Source organism: Streptomyces sp. NPDC006711 (genome assembly GCF_042869775.1).
Taxonomy (GTDB): domain Bacteria; phylum Actinomycetota; class Actinomycetes; order Streptomycetales; family Streptomycetaceae; genus Streptomyces.
Genome location: NZ_JBIAGO010000011.1, coordinates 105,207 through 124,886, shown reverse-complemented (window position 1 = coordinate 124,886; position 19,680 = coordinate 105,207). Strand labels below are relative to the sequence as shown.

Sequence of the window (19,680 nt, the reverse complement as noted above, 5' to 3'; positions counted from 1 at the left end):
AAAAAGCGGGGCGGGTGCTCGTGAAGAGCGCCCGCCCCGCCGTCGTTCCCGCGCGGGGCCCTACCGCCGGCCCGCGCGTCCCGCTACTTGGTGACCTTCCCGATGAGCACGCTGCCGGTGCCGGCCGCGGTGCCGCGCTCGTTCACCAGCTGCACGGTGCCGAAGAACTGACGTCCCTCGGGAGCCGCGCCCGCCGCCACGACATCGGCGCTCACCTGCGCCGACGCGCCGCTCGCGAGCGTGACGCTCTTGCTCTCGTCGACCTTGACGGTGCCGAGCGAGGGCGCGAAGTACACGTCCTTGTAGGCGTACGTCGTCGACCCGGACGGGACCGCGTAGCCGGCCACCTGGATCGTGTACGTGCCCGCCGCCGGCTTGACCAGGCTGACCGACTCGTTGGCGCTGCTCGTCGTCGACTGGGCGACCGCCTTGCCGTTCTGGTCGAGGACGTACAGGTCGAGGTCGGCGCCGGTGTCCGAGGTGGAGCCGATGGAGACGTCCAGGTGCTCGACGCCCGCGCCGATGGTGACCGTGCTGGTCTGCGTCTCACCGGTCTTGATGGTGGGGGTCGCGACCTTGGCGGAGCCCAGCGAGCCGCCCTTCAGCTTGCCCTCCAGCGCGGCGAAGCCGTTGGTGACCTTCCACTGCACGGGGGCGGGGGTGCCGGTCTTCGCCTCGGGCACCGTCTGGGTGGCCGGGTCGAAGGTGACGCCGAGCGCCGAGACGTCCAGCTTGAAGGAGTTGTCCAGGTACGGCGACGTACGGCGCGCCTCGACCTCGATCTCCCAGACGCCGGCCTGCGGATTGGCGTAGGACCGCAGGTCGGGGCGGCAGGTGTTGGCCGGGTTGTCGTAGTTGGGGTAGCAGTTCGGCGTGGACGTCGTGTCCAGGGCGACGCCGTAGGGGTGCAGGGAGATGAACCGGGTCTGGCTGCCCGAGCGCAGGGCGCTCATGCGGACCTCCAGGTTCTTCGCGCCCGCCGGGACGTTGACGAAGTACGACTTGGTGGAGTCGCGCTGCACCGTCGAGGAGGCCGAGAAGGTGTAGCCCGGGCCCGCGAGCGGCGTCGCGACGACGACCGTGGCCATGATCTGCTGGTCGACGCCGACCGTCTTGGCGTCGTCGACCTGGAGGATCGCGCTGTGCACGCCCACCGACTTCGGCTGCGCCTGCACCTTGACGGTGACGGGCTTGCCGAGCGGCAGGCTCACCTCCTTGGCGCCGAGCACCGTGAACGTGCCGTCGTCGTTCTTCAGCGACAGCTTGTGCTTGACGTTCGAGTCCGGGCCCGTGGTGCGGGTGATCGTGACGTCGTACGTCTTCTTCTGGCCCGTCTTTAGTCCGCTCTCGCGGTCGTAGATGCCGGTGCCGACGTTCGGGGTCTTGAGCGCGGCGCTCAGGGCGCTGGAGACCGGCGCCGTCACCGTGTACTCGTGGGCCGGGGCGTGCTTCTTCGCGGTCTGCTCGACCGCGTCCCAGGCGCCCACCACGTTGATCAGGCCCGCGCCCTCGGCGTAGGGCTGAACGCCCTTGATGTGCTTGGCCGTTGACGTCAGCGCGGTGCGCAGGTCGGCCGGCGGCAGGTCGATGCCCCGCTGCTTGGCGGCCGAGATCAGCAGCGCGGAGGCGCCGGCGGCCTGCGGGGAGGCCATCGAGGTGCCCTGGAGCATCGAGTAGCCGGCCGGCAGGTCGTAACCCGCCTCCTTGACCGGGCTGCCGGGCAGCCAGGTCTCGGTGGAGTTGATGGCCGCGCCGGGCGCGGTCAGGGTCGGCGTGAAGCCGCCGTCCTCACGCGGGCCGCGCGAGGAGAAGGGCATCATCTGGTACTCCGTGGAGACGCCGGAGCCGTAGTTGGCGGCCCAGGTGTCCTTGGAGATGCCGGCGCCGACCGAGATGACGTGGTCGGCGAGGCCCGGGTCGCCGATGGTGTTGACGCCGGGACCGTCGTTGCCGGCCGAGATGACCAGCTGGACGCCGTAGGTGTCGATGAGGCGCTTGTAGAGCTCCGAGCGCGCGTTGTTGCCGTCGTTGAGCGCCGGCAGGCCGCCGATCGACATGTTCACGATGTCGACGTGGCGGTTGGTGACGAGGTCGATCATGCCCTCGGTCAGCGCGATGTTGGTGCAGCCGCCGTCCCAGTTGCAGGCGCGCGAGGAGACGAGCTTGGCGCCGGGCGCGGCCCCGCTCATCTTGCCGCCGAACAGGCCGTTGGCGGCGGTGATGCCCGCGACGTGGGTGCCGTGCTCGGACTCGATGACGCCGATGTTGACGTAGTCCGAGGTGTGCCCGGCCGCGTCGTAGGCGACGTTCTTGCGGATCTCCACGGTGAACGGGATCCGCTCGGAGACATCGGTGGCCGGGTTGTCGGTGCCGAAGTAGCCGACCTGGTAGCCGTCCTTGTACGGCTTCATCGGGGTGTCGTCCGAGAAGTCGTTGTTGTTGTTCAGGTCCACCCGGACCGTGCCGGCGACCGGGTCGTAGAGCACGCCCCAGCTGTCGGTGGTGTCGCCGTCCCGGTTCAGGTCGCCCTTGGCGTCGCCGCCGGCGGTGACCTTCTCGGCGAAGGTGGAGAAGTCGTAGGAGCCCGCCGGGGCCCGCCACGTCTTGCCGGCCGCGGTGAACGTGGGCCCGCTGACGGCCGTGTTGGCGCGCAGCCAGGTGCCGTCGTTGTCCTGCACGGGGTCCGTCGACGTGACCCAGTCGACGATCTTGCGCTCGCCGGTGGTGGTCTTCTGGAGCGCCGGGTGGCCGAGGTCGACGCCGGAGTCCAGGATGCCGATGGTGACCCCGCGGCCGTCGGCCTGGGGGTGCTGCTTGACGAAGTCGACCGCGCCCGTCTCGAAGTTCGGGTTGTACGGGTTCTTCGCGGGGGTGTCCTTGCCCGGCGCCGGGTAGCTGCTGGAGGTCCGCAGCTGCTTGGCGGAGCGCGTGGTGTCGCCCGAGGGGGTCGGGTCGTCCAGCTGGATGTCCTGCTTGAGGTCGATGCCGTGCACCGAGGGCAGCTTCGCGGCCGCCTTCAGGGCGGCTTCGGCCTGCGCCATCGGGAGCGTCGCGCGGACGTAGCCGAGCTTGTCGTCCTGCTTGCCCACGGTCGCCCCCGCGACCGCGTGCATCTGCTTGGTGACGTCGGACGTGGCGCCCGGGGCGGTGGCCACCATCACGGTGACGCTCTTCTCGCCCTTGGCCTGCGCGTCGGCCAGACGCTGCTCGTCGGCCCTGCCCAGCTTGTCCTCGGGGGTCTTGGCCGGAGCGGTCTTCACCGGCGGCGCGGCCGACGGGCCGTCCCCGCCGGTGGTGGCGAACGCCGGGGCGGCGCCCGCCGTGACGAGCGCGGCCACCAGGCCGGCCGCCGCTATTCGGGCCGCGCGTCTGGCCCCGGATATGGAGCGCGGGGATTCAGTGGTCATCAGCATCCCTGTGAAGTGATTAAGGGTCCGGCTCGTGCACGTTCGTAATTCGGTGCCGGATGACCGCTGAGCATTGCGTATATGACTGTTGTTTGTGGAGAGTTGACCGTTGTGTGATGTGAACATGGCACATTCCCGCCAGGGTGCGGGGCCCGCCACCGGAGCCCGGCGGGCCCCTCGCGCCAAGGGGCGGCGCCCGCGTGCGCCGCCCCGTAACCTCACCCAATGAACACGGAGTTGCGGGTGGCGGCCTACGCCGTATGCGTACGGGAAACCGAGGGTGTCCAGGAGATCCTGCTCGCCCGCTGGGTGGCCGGGGACGGCACCAGACGCTGGACGCTGCCGGGCGGCGGCATGGACCACGGCGAGGACCCCCTCGACACCGTGGTGCGCGAACTCGACGAGGAGACGGGCTATGTGGTCGAACCCGTCCGGCTGCTCGGCATCGACTCCATCAACCGGCGCTATCCGCGCAAGCTCGGCCGGTTCGCCGATTTCCAGGGCCTGCGCGTCGTCTACGAGGGCCGGGTGACGGGCGGCGAGCTGCGCCACGAGACCAACGGCTCCACCGACCTGGCCGCCTGGCACCGCCTCGACGAGGTGTCCGGCCTCGAACGGGTCGAACTCGTCGACGTGGGGCTCCAGTTGTGGCGCACCCGGCCGCCGACCGGCAAGGCGGAGCCCGCCGGGGGCTGACGCCTCACCTGCGGTCGCGGGCGGCGCGCCGCACGGACACCGGGCCGCCGCCCGGGAGCGGGATCAACGTGGCAGCACCACGACATAGGCGGCGGGCTCCCGTTCGGCGGCCGCCATCAGCGCGGTCCGCACCACGGTGGCCTGCTGGTCGGGGCAGTCGCGCAGCTTCTTCGGCGTGAGGTGCACGACGGTGATCCCGAGCCGTTCCAGCGCCTCCCGCTTGCGGCTGCACCGCGACCACACCGCCGCCTGCTCCTCCTGGCCCTGCCGGGGCGCCCGGGTGTCCAGCTCCAGCGCCACCCCCTGCTCGGGCCAGTACGCGTCAAGACCGCCCAGGAGCGGACCGCCCGGCAGCCGCAGGTCCACATTCCACAGCGGGGCCGGCAGGCCGAACTCGCGCACCAGGGCATACAGCCGGTCCTCCGCGATGGAGCGCCCCTCGGCGAGCAGCGCGTCCACCGTGTCCACCACATGCGCCCGCGACAACAGCCGCGCCCGCGTCAACTCCCCCACGATCGCGGCCGGTTCGGTGTGCCCCTGGCGCACCGCCTCGGTGAGCAGACGGCGTACGGTCTCGGCGTCGTCCAGGACCGCGACCGCGTCGGCGAGCGCCCTCGGCACCGGGGCCACCGCGATCCCCGCGATCATCTCGGCGCCGGGCATCGCGTGCGCCCGCACGAGCCGCACCCACCCCGTGGAGCGCAGCCTGCGGGTGCGCGCGACCAGGACGTCGATCCGGTCGAGCGCGAGCAGCGGGGGAGCGCAGGAGAAGCGGTGCAGGGCGAGCGCCGCCAGGCCCGTGACGACAGCGGCCGGCGGCTCGTCGGGGGCGTGGCCCTGCGCGGGGACGGACGCGGCGCGCCCGGCGGCCGGCCGGTCCGCGTACAGCAGCGCGGCGTGCAGGCGCTCCTCGCTGGTGGCGGGCCCCGAGTGCAGCACGTACACGCCCGGCAGCAGCTGCTGCCAGGGGCCGCCCGGCCGGCACTGGGCTGCGGCGCGCGCGGCCGAAATCCCGTGCGCGCGCAGCTGGTCGGCGGACAGCACGCGGCGCTGGACGTCGATGAGGTGGCTCAGGGGGCGGGGGGAGAGCGGGGTGTCTTGGTTCATGCCGGGGGGTTTTCCGCACCCCGGCCGCCCGCTAACCGCTGTTACACACCCGTCGGCAAATCCGGACAACCCCGTCCTAAAGTACGGGCGTTCGAGTGCCGATCAGGGGGCCCGGCGCCGGACCCCCCGAACGGGTGCCACCGAGGTCAGGCGGCGCTCGCCGCCGCCGCGTCGCACGCCTGGCCGCGCAGGGTGCGCGCCAGGTCGTCGCGGGCCTCGATGACCAGGCGGCGCAGGGCCGGGGCGGCGTCCTCGTGCGCGGCGAGCCACGCGTCGGTCGCCCGCAGCGTCGCCTCGTCGCCCTGGAGCCCGGGGAAGAGTCCCCTGACGACGTCCATGCCGATCTGGATCGAACGCTCGGCCCAGATCCGCTCGATCACCTCGAAGTACTTCGGGGCGTAGGGAGCGGTCAGCTCGCGCTGCGAGGGCTGGTCGAAGCCCGAAATGGTCGCCTCCACCAGCGCGTTGGAGAGCGTGTCCGACTCCACGACCTGCGCCCAGGCCTGCGCCTTGACCGCCGCCGAGGGGCGCGCGGCCAGACAGCGCACGTGGTGGCGCTTGCCGGAGGCGGTGTCGTCGCGGGCCAGCTCCGCGTCGATGGCGGCCTCGTCGACGACGCCGTGCGCGGCCAGCGGTTCCAGCAGCGCCCAGCGCAGCTCCTGGTCCACGTCCAGGCCGTCGATCTTCGCGGTGCCCGCGAGCAGCCCCGCAAGGAGCTGGAAGTCGGAGCCGGAGACGGCCGTCGCCGCGAAGAAGCGGGCCCAGGTCAGCTGGTGCTCGCTGCCCGGCTCGGCCAGGCGCAGCTCGTGCAGGGCGCCCGCCGACAGCAGCGGACCGCCCTCGGCGCGCCACTGGGGCGTCGCGTAGTGCGTGAGCGCCGACTGGGCCCAGGCGTGCAGCATCTGGAGTACGCCGATGTCCGACTCGCGTCCCGCGTGCGCGAGGACGAGCGCCACGAAGTCGCGGGCCGGCATGAGCGCGTCCCGCGTCAGGCTCCACAGGGCCGACCAGCACAGGGCGCGGGCCAGCGGGTCGGTCATGTCACCGAGGTGGGCGCGCAGCGTGCCGAGCGAGCCCTCGTCGAAACGGATCTTGCAGTAGGTCAGGTCGTCGTCGTTGACCAGGATCAGATCGGGCCGCTCGGCGCCGACGAGCTCGCTCACCACGGTGCGCGGGCCCTCGACGTCGACCTCGGCGCGGGCGTACCGCACGAGCGCGCCCCCCTCACTGCGGTACAGGCCCACCGCGACCCGGTGCGGGCGCAGTTCGGGGTGCGACGGCGCGGCCTCCTGGATGACGGCGAGTTCGGTGACGCGTCCGTTCGCGTCGTAAGTGACCACCGGGGTAAGGGAGTTGACGCCCGCCGTCTGCAACCAGGAGCGCGACCAGGCCGACATGTCACGCCCGGAGACCTCTTCGAGGACCGACAGCAGGTCACCGAGGCGGGTGTTGCCGTAGGCGTGACGCTTGAAGTAGCGCCGCGCGCCCTCCAGGAAGTCCTCCCGGCCGACGTAGGCGACGAGCTGCTTGAGGACCGAGGCGCCCTTGGCGTACGTGATGCCGTCGAAGTTGAGCTTGGCGTCCTCCAGGTCACGGATGTCGGCCGTGATCGGGTGCGTGGAGGGCAGCTGGTCGGCGCGGTAGGCCCACGCCTTGCGGTTGTTGGCGAAGGTCACCCAGCTGTTGGTGAAGCGGGTGGCCTCGGCGAGCGAGAAGGAACCCATGAAGTCGGCGAAGGACTCCTTGAGCCACAGGTCGTCCCACCACACCATGGTGACCAGGTCGCCGAACCACATGTGCGCCATCTCGTGCAGGATGACGTTGGCCCGGCGCTCATAGGCGGCCTGGGTCACCTTGCCCCGGTAGATGTACTCCTCGCGGAAGGTCACAAGGCCCGGGTTCTCCATCGCGCCCAGGTTGTACTCCGGCACGAACGCCTGGTCGTACTTCCCGAACGGGTAGGGGAAGTCGAAGTGGTCGTGGAAGAAGTCCAGGCCCTGCTTGGTGATCAGGAAGATGTCGTCGGCATCGAAGTGCCTGGCCAGACCCTTGCGGCACATCGCGCCCAGCGGGATGTCCAGGGTGCGGCCGTCGTCGAGGGTCCGCGTGTAGGAGTCGGTGACGTAGTGGTAGGGGCCGGCGACGACGCAGGTGATGTACGTCGAGATGGGCTCGGTCGGCGCGAAGCGCCACACGCCGTCGCTCTCCTGGCCGCCCGCGCCGTTGGACCACACCGTCCAGCCCTCGGGGGCCAGCGCCTCGAAGACGAAGGGCGCCTTCAGGTCGGGCTGCTCGAAGGTGGCGAACACCCGGCGCGCGTCGGCCGGTTCGTACTGCGTGTAGAGGTAGACCTCGCCGTCCTCCGGGTCCACGAAGCGGTGCATGCCCTCGCCGGTCCTGCTGTAGGCGCACTGGGCGTCGACCACGAGGACGTTGTCGGCGGCCAGGTCCTCCAGGGCGATCCGGCTGCCGTCGAAGACCTTGGCCGGGTCGAGCTCGCGGCCGTTGAGCGTCACCGAGGTCACCGACGGGGCGATGAGGTCGGCGAAGGCCGAGGCGCCGGGGCGGGCCGCGCGGAAGCGGATCGTCGTCAGGGACCGGAACGTGCGGGGCCCGTCCGGGGCGTCACCGACCGCGGACCGCAGGTCGAGGAAGACGTCGTAGCCCTCGACGGACAGCAGTTCGGCCCGCGCGCGGGCCTCGTCGCGGGACAGATTCTCACCGGGCACGGGCACTCCTTCGTGTCTCGTTCGAACGGCTTCGATCCTCCCATGCCCGGCAGCCGGCGGCCGAGCGCGGGGAGGACCGGGCTGGGCCGGGCTGGGCCGGGCCGGGCCGGGCTTTACGGACAGCGGTGGAATGCTTTCGGCCAGTTCCGGTGTTCTGCTGGGCAGACGCTTGCTTTTTGCCGTCGCCCGATGGTGAGCACCGCTGCCCGAGGAGAGACATGTCCGAGTCCGCCAAGACCCCCGTCGACTTCTGGTTCGACCCGCTGTGCCCCTGGGCCTGGATGACCTCGCGCTGGATGGTGGAGGTCGAGAAGGTGCGCGACGTCCAGGTGCGCTGGCACGTGATGAGCCTCGCGGTCCTCAACGAGGACCGCCTGGACGACCTGCCCGCCGAGTACGCCGAGAGCATGCGGCCGGGCGGCAAGGCCTGGGGGCCGGTCCGGGTCGTCACCGCGGCCCGCGAGCTGCACGGCGACGAGGTGGTCGGGGGGCTGTACACCGCGCTCGGCACGCGCATCCACAACGAGGGGCTTGGCGTCACGCGTGAGTCCGTCGCCGCGGCGCTCAAGGACGTGGGTCTGCCGGCCGGTCTGATCGACCACGGCGACCAGGACACCTACGACGCCGAGCTGCGCGCGTCCCACCGGAGGGGCATCGAGCTGGTGGGCCAGGACGTCGGCACCCCGGTCATCGCGGTGCCCGGCGCGGATGGGAAGCAGGTCGCCTTCTTCGGGCCGGTGGTCACGCCCGCGCCCACGGGGGAGGCGGCGGCGCGGTTGTGGGACGGGACGGTGCTGGTTGCGGGGACGCCGGGTTTCTACGAGCTGAAGCGCACCCGCACGACGGGCCCCGACTTCACCAACCTCTAACCCGGACCCCCTGGGGCTCCGCCCCAGACCCCGTTCGCGCCTTAAGGGCGCTCGTCCTCAATCGCCGGACGGGCTGAGGCGTGCCTGGCGGGCCAGCACGAGTCCCGCCAGGGGCGCGGGGAACTGCGCGACCAGCCACGCACGGTCCGCAGCCAGGGCCCCTGGGGCTCCGCCCCAGACCCCGTTCGCGCTGAACGCGCTCGTCCTCAAACGCCGGACGGGCTGGGTATGCCGGTGTGGGCCAGCGCGGCCTCTGCCAGGGGCGGAGGTTCCCATGCGGGCCGCCATCAACCCCGCCAGGGGCGCGGGGAACTGCGGGAGGAGCGACCACGGTCCGCAGCCAGGGTCCCTGGGGCTCCGCCCCAGACCCCGTTCGCGCCTTAAGGGCGCTCGTCCTCAATCGCCGGACGGGCTGAGGTATGCCGGGTGGGCCAGCACCAGCCCCGCCAGGGGCGTGGGGAACTGCGCGAGAAGCGACCACGGCCGGCAGCCGGGGTCCCTGGGGCTCCGCCCCAGACCCCGTTCGCGCTGAAGGCGCTCGTCCTCAAACGCCGGACAGGCTGAAGTTGCCGGTGTGGGCCCGCACCAGCCCCGCCAGGGGCGCGGGGAACTGCGCGACCAGCCAACCGTGCGCGGCCGGTGGGATGCGAACGGCCCCCGCGAGTCACGTCCTCGTGGGGGCCGTTCGTTTTCGTCGCCCGCGCGTGAAGGGTGAGAAGACGATCACGAGCAGGACGTCAGGGCCGCGCCGGATGGGCGCGGGGTGTTACGGGGCCAGGATCAGGTTGTTGCCGGCCTGCTTGGCGGCGACGTAACGCTTCGCCACGTCCTGCCAGTTGACGACCCGCCACATGGCCTCGATGAAGTCGACCTTCTGGTTCTTGTACTGGAGATAGAAGGCGTGCTCCCAGGCGTCGAAGACCAGGATCGGGGTCGAACCCTGGCCGACGTTGCCCTGGTGGTCGTAGATCTGCTCGACCACCAGACGCCCACTGATGGGCTCGTACGCGAGCACGCCCCAGCCCGAACCCTGCGTCGTGGCCGACGCCTTGGTCAGCTGGGCCTTGAACTTGGCGAAGGAGCCGAAGGACTCGGCGATGGCGTCGGCGAGCTCGCCGGTGCCGTCCTTCTCCAGGGGCTCACCGCCGCCGTCACCGGTCATGTTGTGCCAGTAGATGGAGTGCAGGATGTGGCCGGAGAGGTGGAACGCGAGGTTCTTCTCCAGGCCGTTGATCGCGCCCCAGGCATCCTTGTCGCGAGCCTCCGCGAGCTGCTCCAGGGTGTCGTTCGCACCCTTCACATACGCCGCGTGGTGCTTGTCGTGGTGCAGCTCGATGATCTCCGGGCTGATGACGGGTTCGAGCGCCGCGTAGTCGTACGGAAGTTCAGGAAGCGTGTAAATGGCCATGTCCGAGCCCTCCGGCTGCTCACTGCACATGCTGTCTGCTCACCGCACATGCTTATTGCAATTGATGCGCAAGTGCACGCTACCAGCAGCAATGCGGGGCCGCAGCCAAGGGTGACCTCAGCAAAAAGTCCTGCGTCCCGGGGCGTAGGACCCGGGGACGCAGGACAGTTGAGCGGGGTGGTGGCGGTGGGTGGGGGCGGCGCGGGTCAGGCGTCGAGAGGGGCGGCGGTCGACGTGCGCTGGCGGATGTAGCCGATGACCGCGAGGACCACCGTGAGGCCGCCGGTGTAGTAGAGCTGGACGCGCGTGCCGTCCTCACGGGCCATCAGGACGAAGACCACCGCCATGCCGAGCAGGGCGAGATAGGTGAGCCAGGGGTAGAGCCACATCTTCACGACCAGCTTCTGCGGACTCTCGCTCTCGGTGCGGCGGCGCAGCAGCAGCTGGGAGGCGGCGATGAAGAACCAGACGACGAGGATGATCGCGCCGATGGTGTTCAGGAGCCACTGGAAGATGTCGTCGGGACGCCAGTAGCTGAGCAGGACGCACAGGAAACCGAAGGCGGACGAGGTGAGCACCGCCACCCTGGGCACCCCGCCCGAGATCTTCCCGAGCACCTTGGGCCCCTGGCCGCGCGCGACGAGCGAACCGGCCATGCGCGAGGCGCCGTAGATGTTGGCGTTCATCGCCGAGAGCAGGGCGACCAGCACCACGATGTTCATGATCTGGCCGGCGGCCGGGATGCCGAGGTGGTCCAGGGTCGCCACGTACGGTCCCTTGGTGACGATGTCCTTGCCGGTCCACGGAAGGAGCGTCACCACGACCGCCATCGAGCCCACGTAGAAGATGGCGATCCGCCACATCGCGGTGCGCACCGCCTTGGCGACGCCCTGGACGGGGTGTTCGGACTCGGCCGCCGCGATGGTGACCGTCTCCAGGCCGCCGTAGGCGAAGACGGAGGCCAGCAGTCCGACGATGAGGCCTTCGCTGCCGTTGGGCATGAAGCCGCCCTGGCCGGTGAGGTTGGTCAGGCCCGGGGCGTGGGTGTCGGGCAGTACGCCGATGATGGCGAGGACGCCGATGGCGAGGAAGAGGACGATCGCGCCGATCTTCAGCGCGGCGAACCAGAACTCGAACTCGCCGAAGTTCTTCACGGCCGCCAGGTTGGTGCCGCAGAACAGCAGCATGAACACGGCGACCAGTGCCCACTCCGGAACGCCCGGCAGCCAGCCGTGCACGATGCCCGCCGCGCCGATGCCCTCAAGGCCGACGGCCACGCACAGCAGGAACCAGAAGGCCCAGCCCGCGGTGAACCCGGCCCACGGCCCCATCGCCCGCTCGGCGTGGACCGAGAAGGATCCGGAGGCGGGATTGGCCGCCGACATCTCGCCCAGCATGCGCATGACGAGCATGACCAGCGCGCCGGATATCGCGTAGGCGAGAATGATCGAGGGCCCGGCCGCGGCGATCGCGGTGCCGGATCCGATGAAGAGCCCGGCGCCGATGACGCCGCCGAGAGCGATCATCGACAGATGCCGCTGCTTGAGGCCGTGGGTGAGCGGGGAGTCGGTCGCTGGCCTGCTGTCGTCCTGCGCGGGCGCGGTTGTCCGAGACATGGGCATGCCCTGTTCAGTAGCTGATCCACCGGGGCGGCGGCACGGGCCCACAGTCTTAGGGCGGCCCCGCTCAGAGGGAACACCCGACCGCTATGCGGACACTCGACTCACACAGAGTGAAGGCATCGGCGCGATGTGTTTACGCAATCTTCACACGCGGCGCGTGCGCAACTCCCGTACCCCTGCCACCACGAGCACCACCGCGGTCGCGCCCGCCGACCACAGCACCTGCGGGCGGGCCGAGGCGTCGAACAGCATCAGGACCAGCACCGCGCCCATCGCGGCGAGCGCCGCCCGGGTGAGCCAGGGGAAGGCCCACATCTTCAGCGACAGGGTCTCGGGCGCCTCGCGCTCGATGCGGCGGCGCAGCCGCAACTGCGACAGCGCGATCAGCGCCCACACGAACAGGAGCACCGCGCCGACCGCGTTGAGCATGTAGAGGAACACCGAGTCGGGCCACTTCAGGTTCAGCAGGACCGAGACGAACCCGAAGGCCACCGAGGCGAGCACCGCCCGGCGCGGCACCCCGCCGCCGGACACCTTCAGCAGGCCCCGGGGCGCCTCGCCCCGCTCGGCCAGCGAGAAGATCATGCGCGATGAGCCGTACAGATTGGCGTTGAGCGCCGAGAGCAGCGCCACGAACACCACGATGTTCATGATCTGCCCGGCCGAGGGAATGCCGATCGCGTCCAGGACGGCGACATAGGGGCTCTGGCCCGGCTTCATCGACGTCCACGGCAGCAGCGTCACGATGACCAGCATCGAGCCCACATAGAAGAAGAGGATGCGCCACACCGCGCTGCGCACCGCGCGCCCCACCGCCCGCACCGGGTCGTCGGACTCGGCGGCGGCGATCGTGACGACCTCGAGACCGCCGAACGCGAAGATCACCGCGAGTACTCCGGAGACCACCCCGCTCACCCCGGCGGGCAGAAAGCCGCCCCGCCCGGTCAGGTTGGACAGGCCCACCGGCGACGTGTCGGGCAGCACCCCGAAGATCGCGAGCAGGCCGAGCACGAGGAACGCGAGGATCGCGAAGATCTTCAGCGCGGCGAACCAGAACTCGAACTCGCCGAAGTTCTTCACCGAGGCCAGGTTGGCGGCCGTGAAGACCACCATGAAGATCAGCACCCAGGCCCACTGCGGCACCCCCGGCGCCCACCCGTTCGCGATCTTCGCCGCGCCGGTCGCCTCCACGGCGAGCACGACCACCAGCAGGAACCAGTACAGCCAGCCCACGCTGAACCCGGCCCAGCGCCCGAGCGCCCGCTCGGCGTGCACCGAGAACGACCCCGACGCGGGCATCGCCGCCGACATCTCGCCCAGCATCCGCATCACCAGCATCGCGATCGCGCCCGCGATCAGATACGACACGACGATGCCGGGGCCCGCCACCGCGATCCCCGCGCCCGACCCGACGAAGAGCCCGGCACCGATCACCCCGCCGAGGCCGAGCATGGTCAGATGGCGCTGCTTCAGCCCGTGCGAGAGGGGTTCGGCGGGCAAAGGCTCGTGCATGGCGCTCGTATCGTTCGGTTTATGGGGAACCTACAGTCTCGCCCAGGCCCGACCCCGGGCGCAAAAGGGGCAGCCGAGCCCATCGGCCGAGTGACGAGGGTCACGCGGGAGAGGGTCTGTAGCCGGTCCTTTGTCCGGACCCCACCACGGCGTCAACACCCGCTTTGTGGACGGCTGCTGGTGATCCCGGGAGATCGGGTGGGCTAACGTCACGATGTCCCCGCACGTCCCGCCCTCCCACCACCTGCCGGAGTCCCGATGAGCACTGCGTCCGCCACCGCCCCCCGTACCGGAACGGTCCTCGCCGACCTGCTGCCCTCGCCCAGGCTCTCGGCCTCGCTCGCACAGGCGGGCGTCCGCGCCCGGGACATCGCGCTCGTCGTGGGCGGCGCGGCCCTCACCGGGATCGCCGCCCAGATCGCCGTGCCCGTGCCCGGCTCGCCCGTGCCGGTCACCGGCCAGACCTTCGCTGCGCTGCTCGTCGGCGCGGGCCTCGGCGCCGGCCGTGGCTTCCTCTCGCTGGCCCTGTACGCCCTGGTCGGCATGGCGGGCCTGCCCTGGTTCGCGAACGGCACCTCCGGCGCGGGCGGCGCCTCCTTCGGCTACGTCCTCGGCATGCTGCTCGCCTCCACCGTCGTCGGGGCGCTGGCCCGCAGGGGCGCGGACCGCTCGGTCCTGCGCACCGCCGGCATGATGGTGCTCGGCTCGGCGATCATCTACGCGGTGGGCGTGCCCTACCTGGCCGCCTCGACCGGCATGTCCCTGAGCGCGGCCGTCGCGGCGGGCCTCACCCCCTTCCTCATCGGCGACGCCCTGAAGGCCGCCCTGGCGATGGGCCTGCTGCCGGCCGCGTGGAAGCTGGTCGGCCGCCGGGGCTGATCTCTGCGACACGAAGGGGCCCGGCGGATGCCGGGCCCCTTCGCGTTCCCGGGGCCAGAGCCACCGCCGGACGACCGCCCCCCACCGCGCCGGGGGATGATGCGGGTCCGGTCACTGCGGGCCGGATCACGCAACGGAGGCGAATGTGCTGATCACTGTGGCGGACGTGGAAGCCGCGGCGGAGCGGATCGCCGGGCATGTCATCAAGACCCCGACCGTGGCCAGCCCCGGCCTCTCCGCGCTCCTCGGCGCGCGGGTCACCGCGAAGCTGGAACTGCTCCAGCGCACCGGTTCGTTCAAGGTGCGGGGGGCGACGGCGAAACTGCTCGGGCTCGGCGCGCGCGAACGGGCCGCCGGGGTCGTGGCGGTGAGCGGCGGCAACCACGGCATCGCGGTGGCGGTCATGGCCGGCGCCCTGGGCATCGAGGCGACCGTCGTCATGCCGAGGTCCGCTCCGAGCCGTGCCGTGGGCATCGCGGAGACCGCCGGGGCCCATGTCGTCCTCGCCGACTCCATGGACGGCGCGTTCGCGCTCCTTGAGGAGTTCACGGCCAAGGGACTCACCCTGGTCCACCCCTTCGACGACCCCGTCGTCATCGCCGCCCAGGGCACGGTCGGGCTGGAGTTGGCCGAGGACGCCGATGAACTCACGGACGTCCTGGTCAGCATCGGCGGGGGAGGGCTGATCTCCGGCGTCGCCGCCGCACTGCGCGCGCGCCGCCCCGGCGTACGGATCTGGGGGGTGGAGACCGAAGGCGCGCGGGCCATGTCGCAGGCCCTGGCCGCCGGCGGGCCCGTGCCGGTCGAACTGTCCTCGGTGGTCTCGACGCTGAGCGCCCCCACCGCCTCGCAGCTCACCTACGAGCACGTCTCGGCGCTGGTCACCGATGTCCTCACGGTGAGCGACGCCGAGGCCGTGCGGGGCACCCTCGACCTCGCCGAGCACGCGAAGGTATGGGCGGAGCCCGCCGCCGGGTGCCTGCTCCCCGCCGCCCGCCGGGTGCTGGAGCGGGTCGGCCAGGACGCGCGGCTCGGCCTGGTGGTCTGCGGCGGCAACGTGACGCCCGCCGACGTCGACACCTGGGCCGAGAAGTTCAGCCTGCGCTGACCGCTCGGGCCCCGACGATCCGGGCGGCCCGGCGCGAAGCTCCGCCGGGCCGCCCGTTCCTCGCGGTTACGCCGCTGTGACGTCGTCCCGTACGCCGGCGGCGACGGGAGCGCGCCCGGCGAGCACCCGCTGGCGGACCAGCGCGATCACGATGACGAGCGCCGCGACGGCAAGCGACCAGAGCACCTGCTCGCGCCCGGAGTCGTCGAACAGCATGTAGACCAGGACGAAGGAGATCATCCCGATCGTCAGCCAGGTGAGGTAGGGGAAGCCCCACATCTTCACCGTCAGCTTCTCCGGCTGCTCGCGCAGGATGATGCCGCGCATCCGCAGCTGGGTGCAGCAGATCACCAGCCACACGAACAGGGCGACCGCGCCCGAGGAGTTGAGCAGGAACGCGAAGACGGTGTCGGGCCACTCGTAGTTGAAGAAGACCGCCACGAAGCCGAACACGACCGAGGACAGGATCGCGACCTGCGGCACGCCCCGCTTGTTGGTGCGGGCGAACGACTTCGGCGCGTCGCCGCGCTCACCGAGCGAGAACGCCATCCGCGAGGCCGTGTACAGGCCGGAGTTGAGGCAGGACAGGACCGCCGTCAGCACGATCACGTTCATGATCTGGTCGGCGTGCGGGATGCCGATCGTCTTGAGGGCCGCCACGTAGGAGCCGTCCGCGACGATCGAGGGGTCGCTCCACTTCAGGAGCGTCAGGACCACCAGGATCGAACCGAGGTAGAACACCGCGATCCGCCAGATCACGCTGTTGGTCGCCTTGGTCACGGCGCGGCGCGGGTCCTCGGACTCACCGGCGGCCAGCGTGACGATCTCGGAGCCCATGAAGGAGAACACGACCATCAGGACGCCGGTGAGGACCGCCCCGTACCCCTTGGGGAAGAAGCCGCCCGCGTCGGTGAGGTGCGAGAAGCCTGCCCCCGGGTTGTCCGAGCCCGGCAGCACGCCGAAGACCGCGAGCAGTCCGATCACCACGAAGGCGCCGATCGCGACGACCTTGATCCCGGCGAACCAGAACTCGAACTCGCCGTAGGAGGACACCGAGGCCAGGTTGCTGGCGGTCAGGACCAGCATCACGATGAGCGCCCAGCCCCACTGCGGGACCCCCGGCACCCACTGGTGCAGGATCTTGGCGCCGGCCGTGCCCTCGACCGCGAGCACCACGACCCAGAAGAACCAGTAGAGCCAGCCGATCGAGAACCCGGCCCAGCGGCCGAGCGCGCGGTCCGCGTACGCCGAGAACGAGCCCGATGAGGGGCGCGCGGCGGCCATCTCGCCCAGCATCCGCATCACGAACACCACCATCACGCCGACCAGGGCGTACGACAGCAGGATGGCGGGGCCGGCCGCGGCTATGCCGGAGCCGGAGCCCACGAACAGGCCCGCGCCGATCACACCGCCGATGGCGATCATGGACAGGTGGCGGTTCTTGAGGCCGGCCTTGAGGCCGCCGTCGGGCGACTGCGACTGACCGGGTTCACCGGGCAGACGGTCTTCCTTCGCAAGGGAGGGTTGCGAGGTCATGGACGCTTCCTTAAGTCTTCGGAGCACTCGGGTCACGAGCCCGTGCATTGAAACCCGGACCGCTTCGGGACGGAAGACCTGAATCCGGATCGTTGTACGAGGCCGAAGGGCCCCGCGGCACGGGACCGAAGTCCCCCACCCGCCTCCCCCTGCCCGGCGCCGCGCATGCCACACTCGGGTGCATGCGCGTGTACCTCGGCTCCGACCATGCCGGCTTCGAACTCAAGAACCACCTCGTGGAATGGCTCAAGGCCCACGGGCACGAGCCCGTGGACTGCGGTCCGCACATCTACGACGCCCAGGACGACTACCCGCCGTTCTGTCTGCGGGCCGCCGAGAGGACGGCCGCGGACCCCGAGGCCCTGGGCATCGTGATCGGCGGCTCCGGCAACGGCGAGCAGATCGCCGCGAACAAGGTCAAGGGCGTCCGCGCCGCGCTGGCCTGGAGCGAGCAGACCGCCGCGCTCGGCCGTGAGCACAACGACGCCAACGTGATCTCCATCGGCGGCCGGATGCACACCGAGGAAGAGGCGACCAGGTTCGTCGAGATCTTCCTGACCACGCCGTACTCGGGCGAGGAACGTCACACCCGCCGCATCGAGATGCTGAGCGCGTACGAGAGGACCGGCAACCTCCCCGAGATCCCGGCCCACCACCCCCAGCAGGGCTGATCAGGGTCCATGCCCGAAGGCCACACCATCCACCGCCTGGCCGCCGACCACGACCTGAGGTTCGGCGGCCGGCCGCTGCGCGCGTCCAGCCCCCAGGGCAAGTTCTCCGACGGCGCCGCCCTGGTCGACGGCCAGGTCCTGGAAGGCGCCGAGGCCCACGGAAAGCACCTGTTCCTCGGCTTCGGACCGGCGGGCTGGGTCCACATCCACCTCGGCCTGTTCGGCAAGTACGGCTTCGGCGACACCCCAGCGCCGCCGCCCACCGACACCGTACGGCTGCGACTGACGAACGACACGGCGTACGCGGACCTGCGCGGCCCCACCACCTGCGCGCTGATCACCGACGGCGAGAAGCAGGCGATACACGACCGGCTCGGGCCCGACCCGCTGCGCCCCGCCGACACCGGCGAGAAGGCCTGGCACCGGATCTCCCGCAGCCGCACCACCATCGCCGCCCTGCTCATGGACCAGAAGATCGTCGCGGGCGTCGGCAACGTCTACCGCGCCGAAGTCCTCTTCCGGCACGGCATCGACCCCTACCGGCCCGGCAAGGAGCTCACGCGCGCCCAGTGGGACGCGATCTGGGCCGACCTGGTGGAGCTGATGCGCGAGGGCGTACGCCTGAACCGCATCGACACCGTCCGCCCCGAGCACACCCCCGAGGTCATGGGCCGCCCGCCGCGCGTGGACGACCACGGCGGCGAGGTGTACGTCTACCGCCGGGCGAACCTGCCCTGCCACCTCTGCGGGGGCGAGATCCGCACCGCCGGCCTCGCCGCCCGCAATCTGTTCTGGTGTCCCGCCTGTCAGAAGCCGTGAGGCAGCCACGGCGCGAGCTCGCTGCCGAACGCCGTGGAGGCCTCGGCCAGCGCGCCGGGGCGCAGCTCACGCACCCGGCCCGCGCCCGCGAGTGAGGCGAGCGTGCACCCGCCGAGGTATGCGGCGCCCAACTCCCGGACCGACAGGGCGAGTTCGGCCGGGTCCTCGGTGCGTACACAGGTCGCCCCCTTGGTGTCGCCGGTCAGCCGCCAGCGGCCCGCGTTCCACGGACAGAACGCGTCCTCGACCTCCAGGACCACATCCACGGGCGCCGCGTACGTCCGCGCCTCCAAAGCCGGGCCCACCTCGACCAGGCGCACGTGCAGCGAGTCCCGCAGCCGGATCCCGCAGCGCCGCACATCGGACACCAGGTGCTGGAACGGGTCGTCGACCGGCCGGGTCCTCACCTTCAACGTGCTCGTCAGGTCGATCTCGAACAGATAGCGCCACAGCGTCGCGGCCACCGCCGGATCCTCGGCCTCCAGGTCCTTCAGCCTCACCGTGCCCTTCGCGCCCGCCGGCTCCGACTCGACGGCGACCCGGTAGCGGGCGTACCCGACCAGTTCCCCGTCGCGCTCGGCGAGGACGCACTGCAAAGGCGAGCCGCCCTCCCGGTAGGACTCCGGGTCGATGACGCCGAACCGGTCCCAGCCCGGCACGCGGGCCAGCATGCCCGGGCGGCGCGGCACCAGGCGCGCGTACAGCTCCTCGCAGCGGGCCAGCGACTCCTCGACCTTCGCGTACCTCAGCCGCACCTCGTCGGCGCCCGGCGGCAACTGGACGCGGACCCGGGCGGTGTCGATCTCGGCGGACAGCGCCATCGTGGCGATGCCGTACCCGAACCGTCCGTAGATGGCCGGCTCGGACGCGGTCAGGACCGCGAGGCTTTCGCCCCGCTCCCGTACGTCGTCGAGCTGGCGCCGCATCATCGCCGTGAGGAGCCCGCGACGGCGGTGGGTGGGCAGCACACCGACCCCGGTCACGCCCGCCGCCGGCACCACCGCGCCGCCCGGCACACTGATCCTGAAGGGGAACGTGCTGGTGGCCGCCACACACGCGGAGCCGTCCCACACCCCGAGGGAACGGTCGGCGACGATCAGCTCACGCCACAGCTCCACCTCCTCCGCGGCGTCCGGGATCCCTCCGAACGCCGCCACTATGGCCGCGTACCACGCGTCCCACTCGGCCGGATCCAGGACCCGCAGCTGCGTCGTCATGAGCCCATCCCTACCAGGGCGCGGCACCGGCGGTCGCCCCCTTTTCCGCCGCCCCGGCCCGGCTCTGTCCACGGGGGCACCTGCACACGGCGGGTCCGGC

The 19,680-nt window shown here is 71.2% G+C and carries 14 protein-coding genes; 6 read left to right on the top strand and 8 right to left on the bottom strand.

All coding sequences use genetic code 11. The annotated features are described in order from the left end of the window. Positions 1-83: 83 nt before the first annotated feature. Positions 84-3,413: a S8 family serine peptidase gene (locus tag ACFYM2_RS22310; protein ID WP_388838496.1), complete on the bottom strand. Its 3,330-nt coding sequence runs from the start codon at positions 3,411-3,413 to the stop codon at positions 84-86. Between the two features lie 219 nt (positions 3,414-3,632). Between ACFYM2_RS22310 and ACFYM2_RS22305 the strand changes: the two genes are divergently transcribed. Beyond that, positions 3,633-4,103: an NUDIX hydrolase gene (locus ACFYM2_RS22305; protein ID WP_359000267.1), complete on the top strand. Its 471-nt coding sequence runs from the start codon at positions 3,633-3,635 to the stop codon at positions 4,101-4,103. 63 nt (positions 4,104-4,166) lie between these two features. Here the strand turns inward: ACFYM2_RS22305 and ACFYM2_RS22300 are convergent, their stop codons facing one another. Then, the gene (locus ACFYM2_RS22300; protein WP_388838493.1) at positions 4,167-5,210 is read right to left on the bottom strand and encodes a hypothetical protein; all 1,044 of its coding nucleotides are present in this window, start codon (positions 5,208-5,210) and stop codon (positions 4,167-4,169) included. Between the two features lie 146 nt (positions 5,211-5,356). Then, complete coding sequence (gene pepN, locus ACFYM2_RS22295) at positions 5,357-7,939, bottom strand: aminopeptidase N (RefSeq protein WP_388838490.1); 2,583 nt, start codon at positions 7,937-7,939, stop codon at positions 5,357-5,359. Positions 7,940-8,157: 218 nt separating this feature from the next. On the opposite strand from pepN, the gene ACFYM2_RS22290 reads away from it, so the two are divergent. Beyond that, on the top strand, positions 8,158-8,808 hold the full coding sequence (locus ACFYM2_RS22290; protein WP_388455002.1) for a DsbA family protein: 651 nt from the start codon (positions 8,158-8,160) through the stop codon (positions 8,806-8,808). A gap of 766 nt (positions 8,809-9,574) precedes the next feature. Here ACFYM2_RS22290 and ACFYM2_RS22285 read toward each other — a convergent pair. From ACFYM2_RS22285 to ACFYM2_RS22275, 3 genes are all read right to left on the bottom strand, one after another. Continuing rightward, the gene (locus tag ACFYM2_RS22285) at positions 9,575-10,216 is read right to left on the bottom strand and encodes a superoxide dismutase (RefSeq protein ID WP_350230277.1); all 642 of its coding nucleotides are present in this window, start codon (positions 10,214-10,216) and stop codon (positions 9,575-9,577) included. A gap of 206 nt (positions 10,217-10,422) precedes the next feature. Continuing rightward, positions 10,423-11,832, bottom strand: a complete 1,410-nt coding sequence (locus tag ACFYM2_RS22280; protein ID WP_359000256.1) for an amino acid permease — start codon at positions 11,830-11,832, stop codon at positions 10,423-10,425. Between the two features lie 150 nt (positions 11,833-11,982). Beyond that, on the bottom strand, positions 11,983-13,350 hold the full coding sequence (locus tag ACFYM2_RS22275) for an amino acid permease (protein ID WP_359000253.1): 1,368 nt from the start codon (positions 13,348-13,350) through the stop codon (positions 11,983-11,985). A gap of 258 nt (positions 13,351-13,608) precedes the next feature. On the opposite strand from ACFYM2_RS22275, the gene ACFYM2_RS22270 reads away from it, so the two are divergent. Continuing rightward, on the top strand, positions 13,609-14,229 hold the full coding sequence (locus tag ACFYM2_RS22270) for a biotin transporter BioY (RefSeq protein ID WP_388454998.1): 621 nt from the start codon (positions 13,609-13,611) through the stop codon (positions 14,227-14,229). A gap of 148 nt (positions 14,230-14,377) precedes the next feature. Further along, a complete protein-coding gene (locus tag ACFYM2_RS22265; RefSeq protein ID WP_388838613.1) occupies positions 14,378-15,337 on the top strand; it encodes a threonine/serine dehydratase in 960 nt (319 codons plus the stop codon). Positions 15,338-15,403: 66 nt separating this feature from the next. Here ACFYM2_RS22265 and ACFYM2_RS22260 read toward each other — a convergent pair whose 3' ends face one another. Further along, complete coding sequence (locus tag ACFYM2_RS22260) at positions 15,404-16,873, bottom strand: amino acid permease (protein ID WP_359000247.1); 1,470 nt, start codon at positions 16,871-16,873, stop codon at positions 15,404-15,406. Between the two features lie 182 nt (positions 16,874-17,055). Here ACFYM2_RS22260 and ACFYM2_RS22255 point away from each other — a divergent pair, with 182 nt between their 5' ends. Beyond that, entirely contained in the window at positions 17,056-17,544 is a 489-nt protein-coding gene (locus ACFYM2_RS22255; RefSeq protein WP_388838486.1) for a ribose-5-phosphate isomerase, read from the top strand. A 9-nt stretch (positions 17,545-17,553) separates the two neighbouring features. Further along, positions 17,554-18,363, top strand: a complete 810-nt coding sequence (locus tag ACFYM2_RS22250) for an Fpg/Nei family DNA glycosylase (protein WP_388454994.1) — start codon at positions 17,554-17,556, stop codon at positions 18,361-18,363. Here ACFYM2_RS22250 and ACFYM2_RS22245 read toward each other — a convergent pair. Then, positions 18,351-19,580, bottom strand: coding sequence for a GNAT family N-acetyltransferase (locus tag ACFYM2_RS22245; RefSeq protein WP_388838483.1), 1,230 nt, complete (start codon positions 19,578-19,580; stop codon positions 18,351-18,353). The genes ACFYM2_RS22250 and ACFYM2_RS22245 overlap by 13 nt on opposite strands. Between the last annotated feature and the right edge of the window lie 100 nt (positions 19,581-19,680).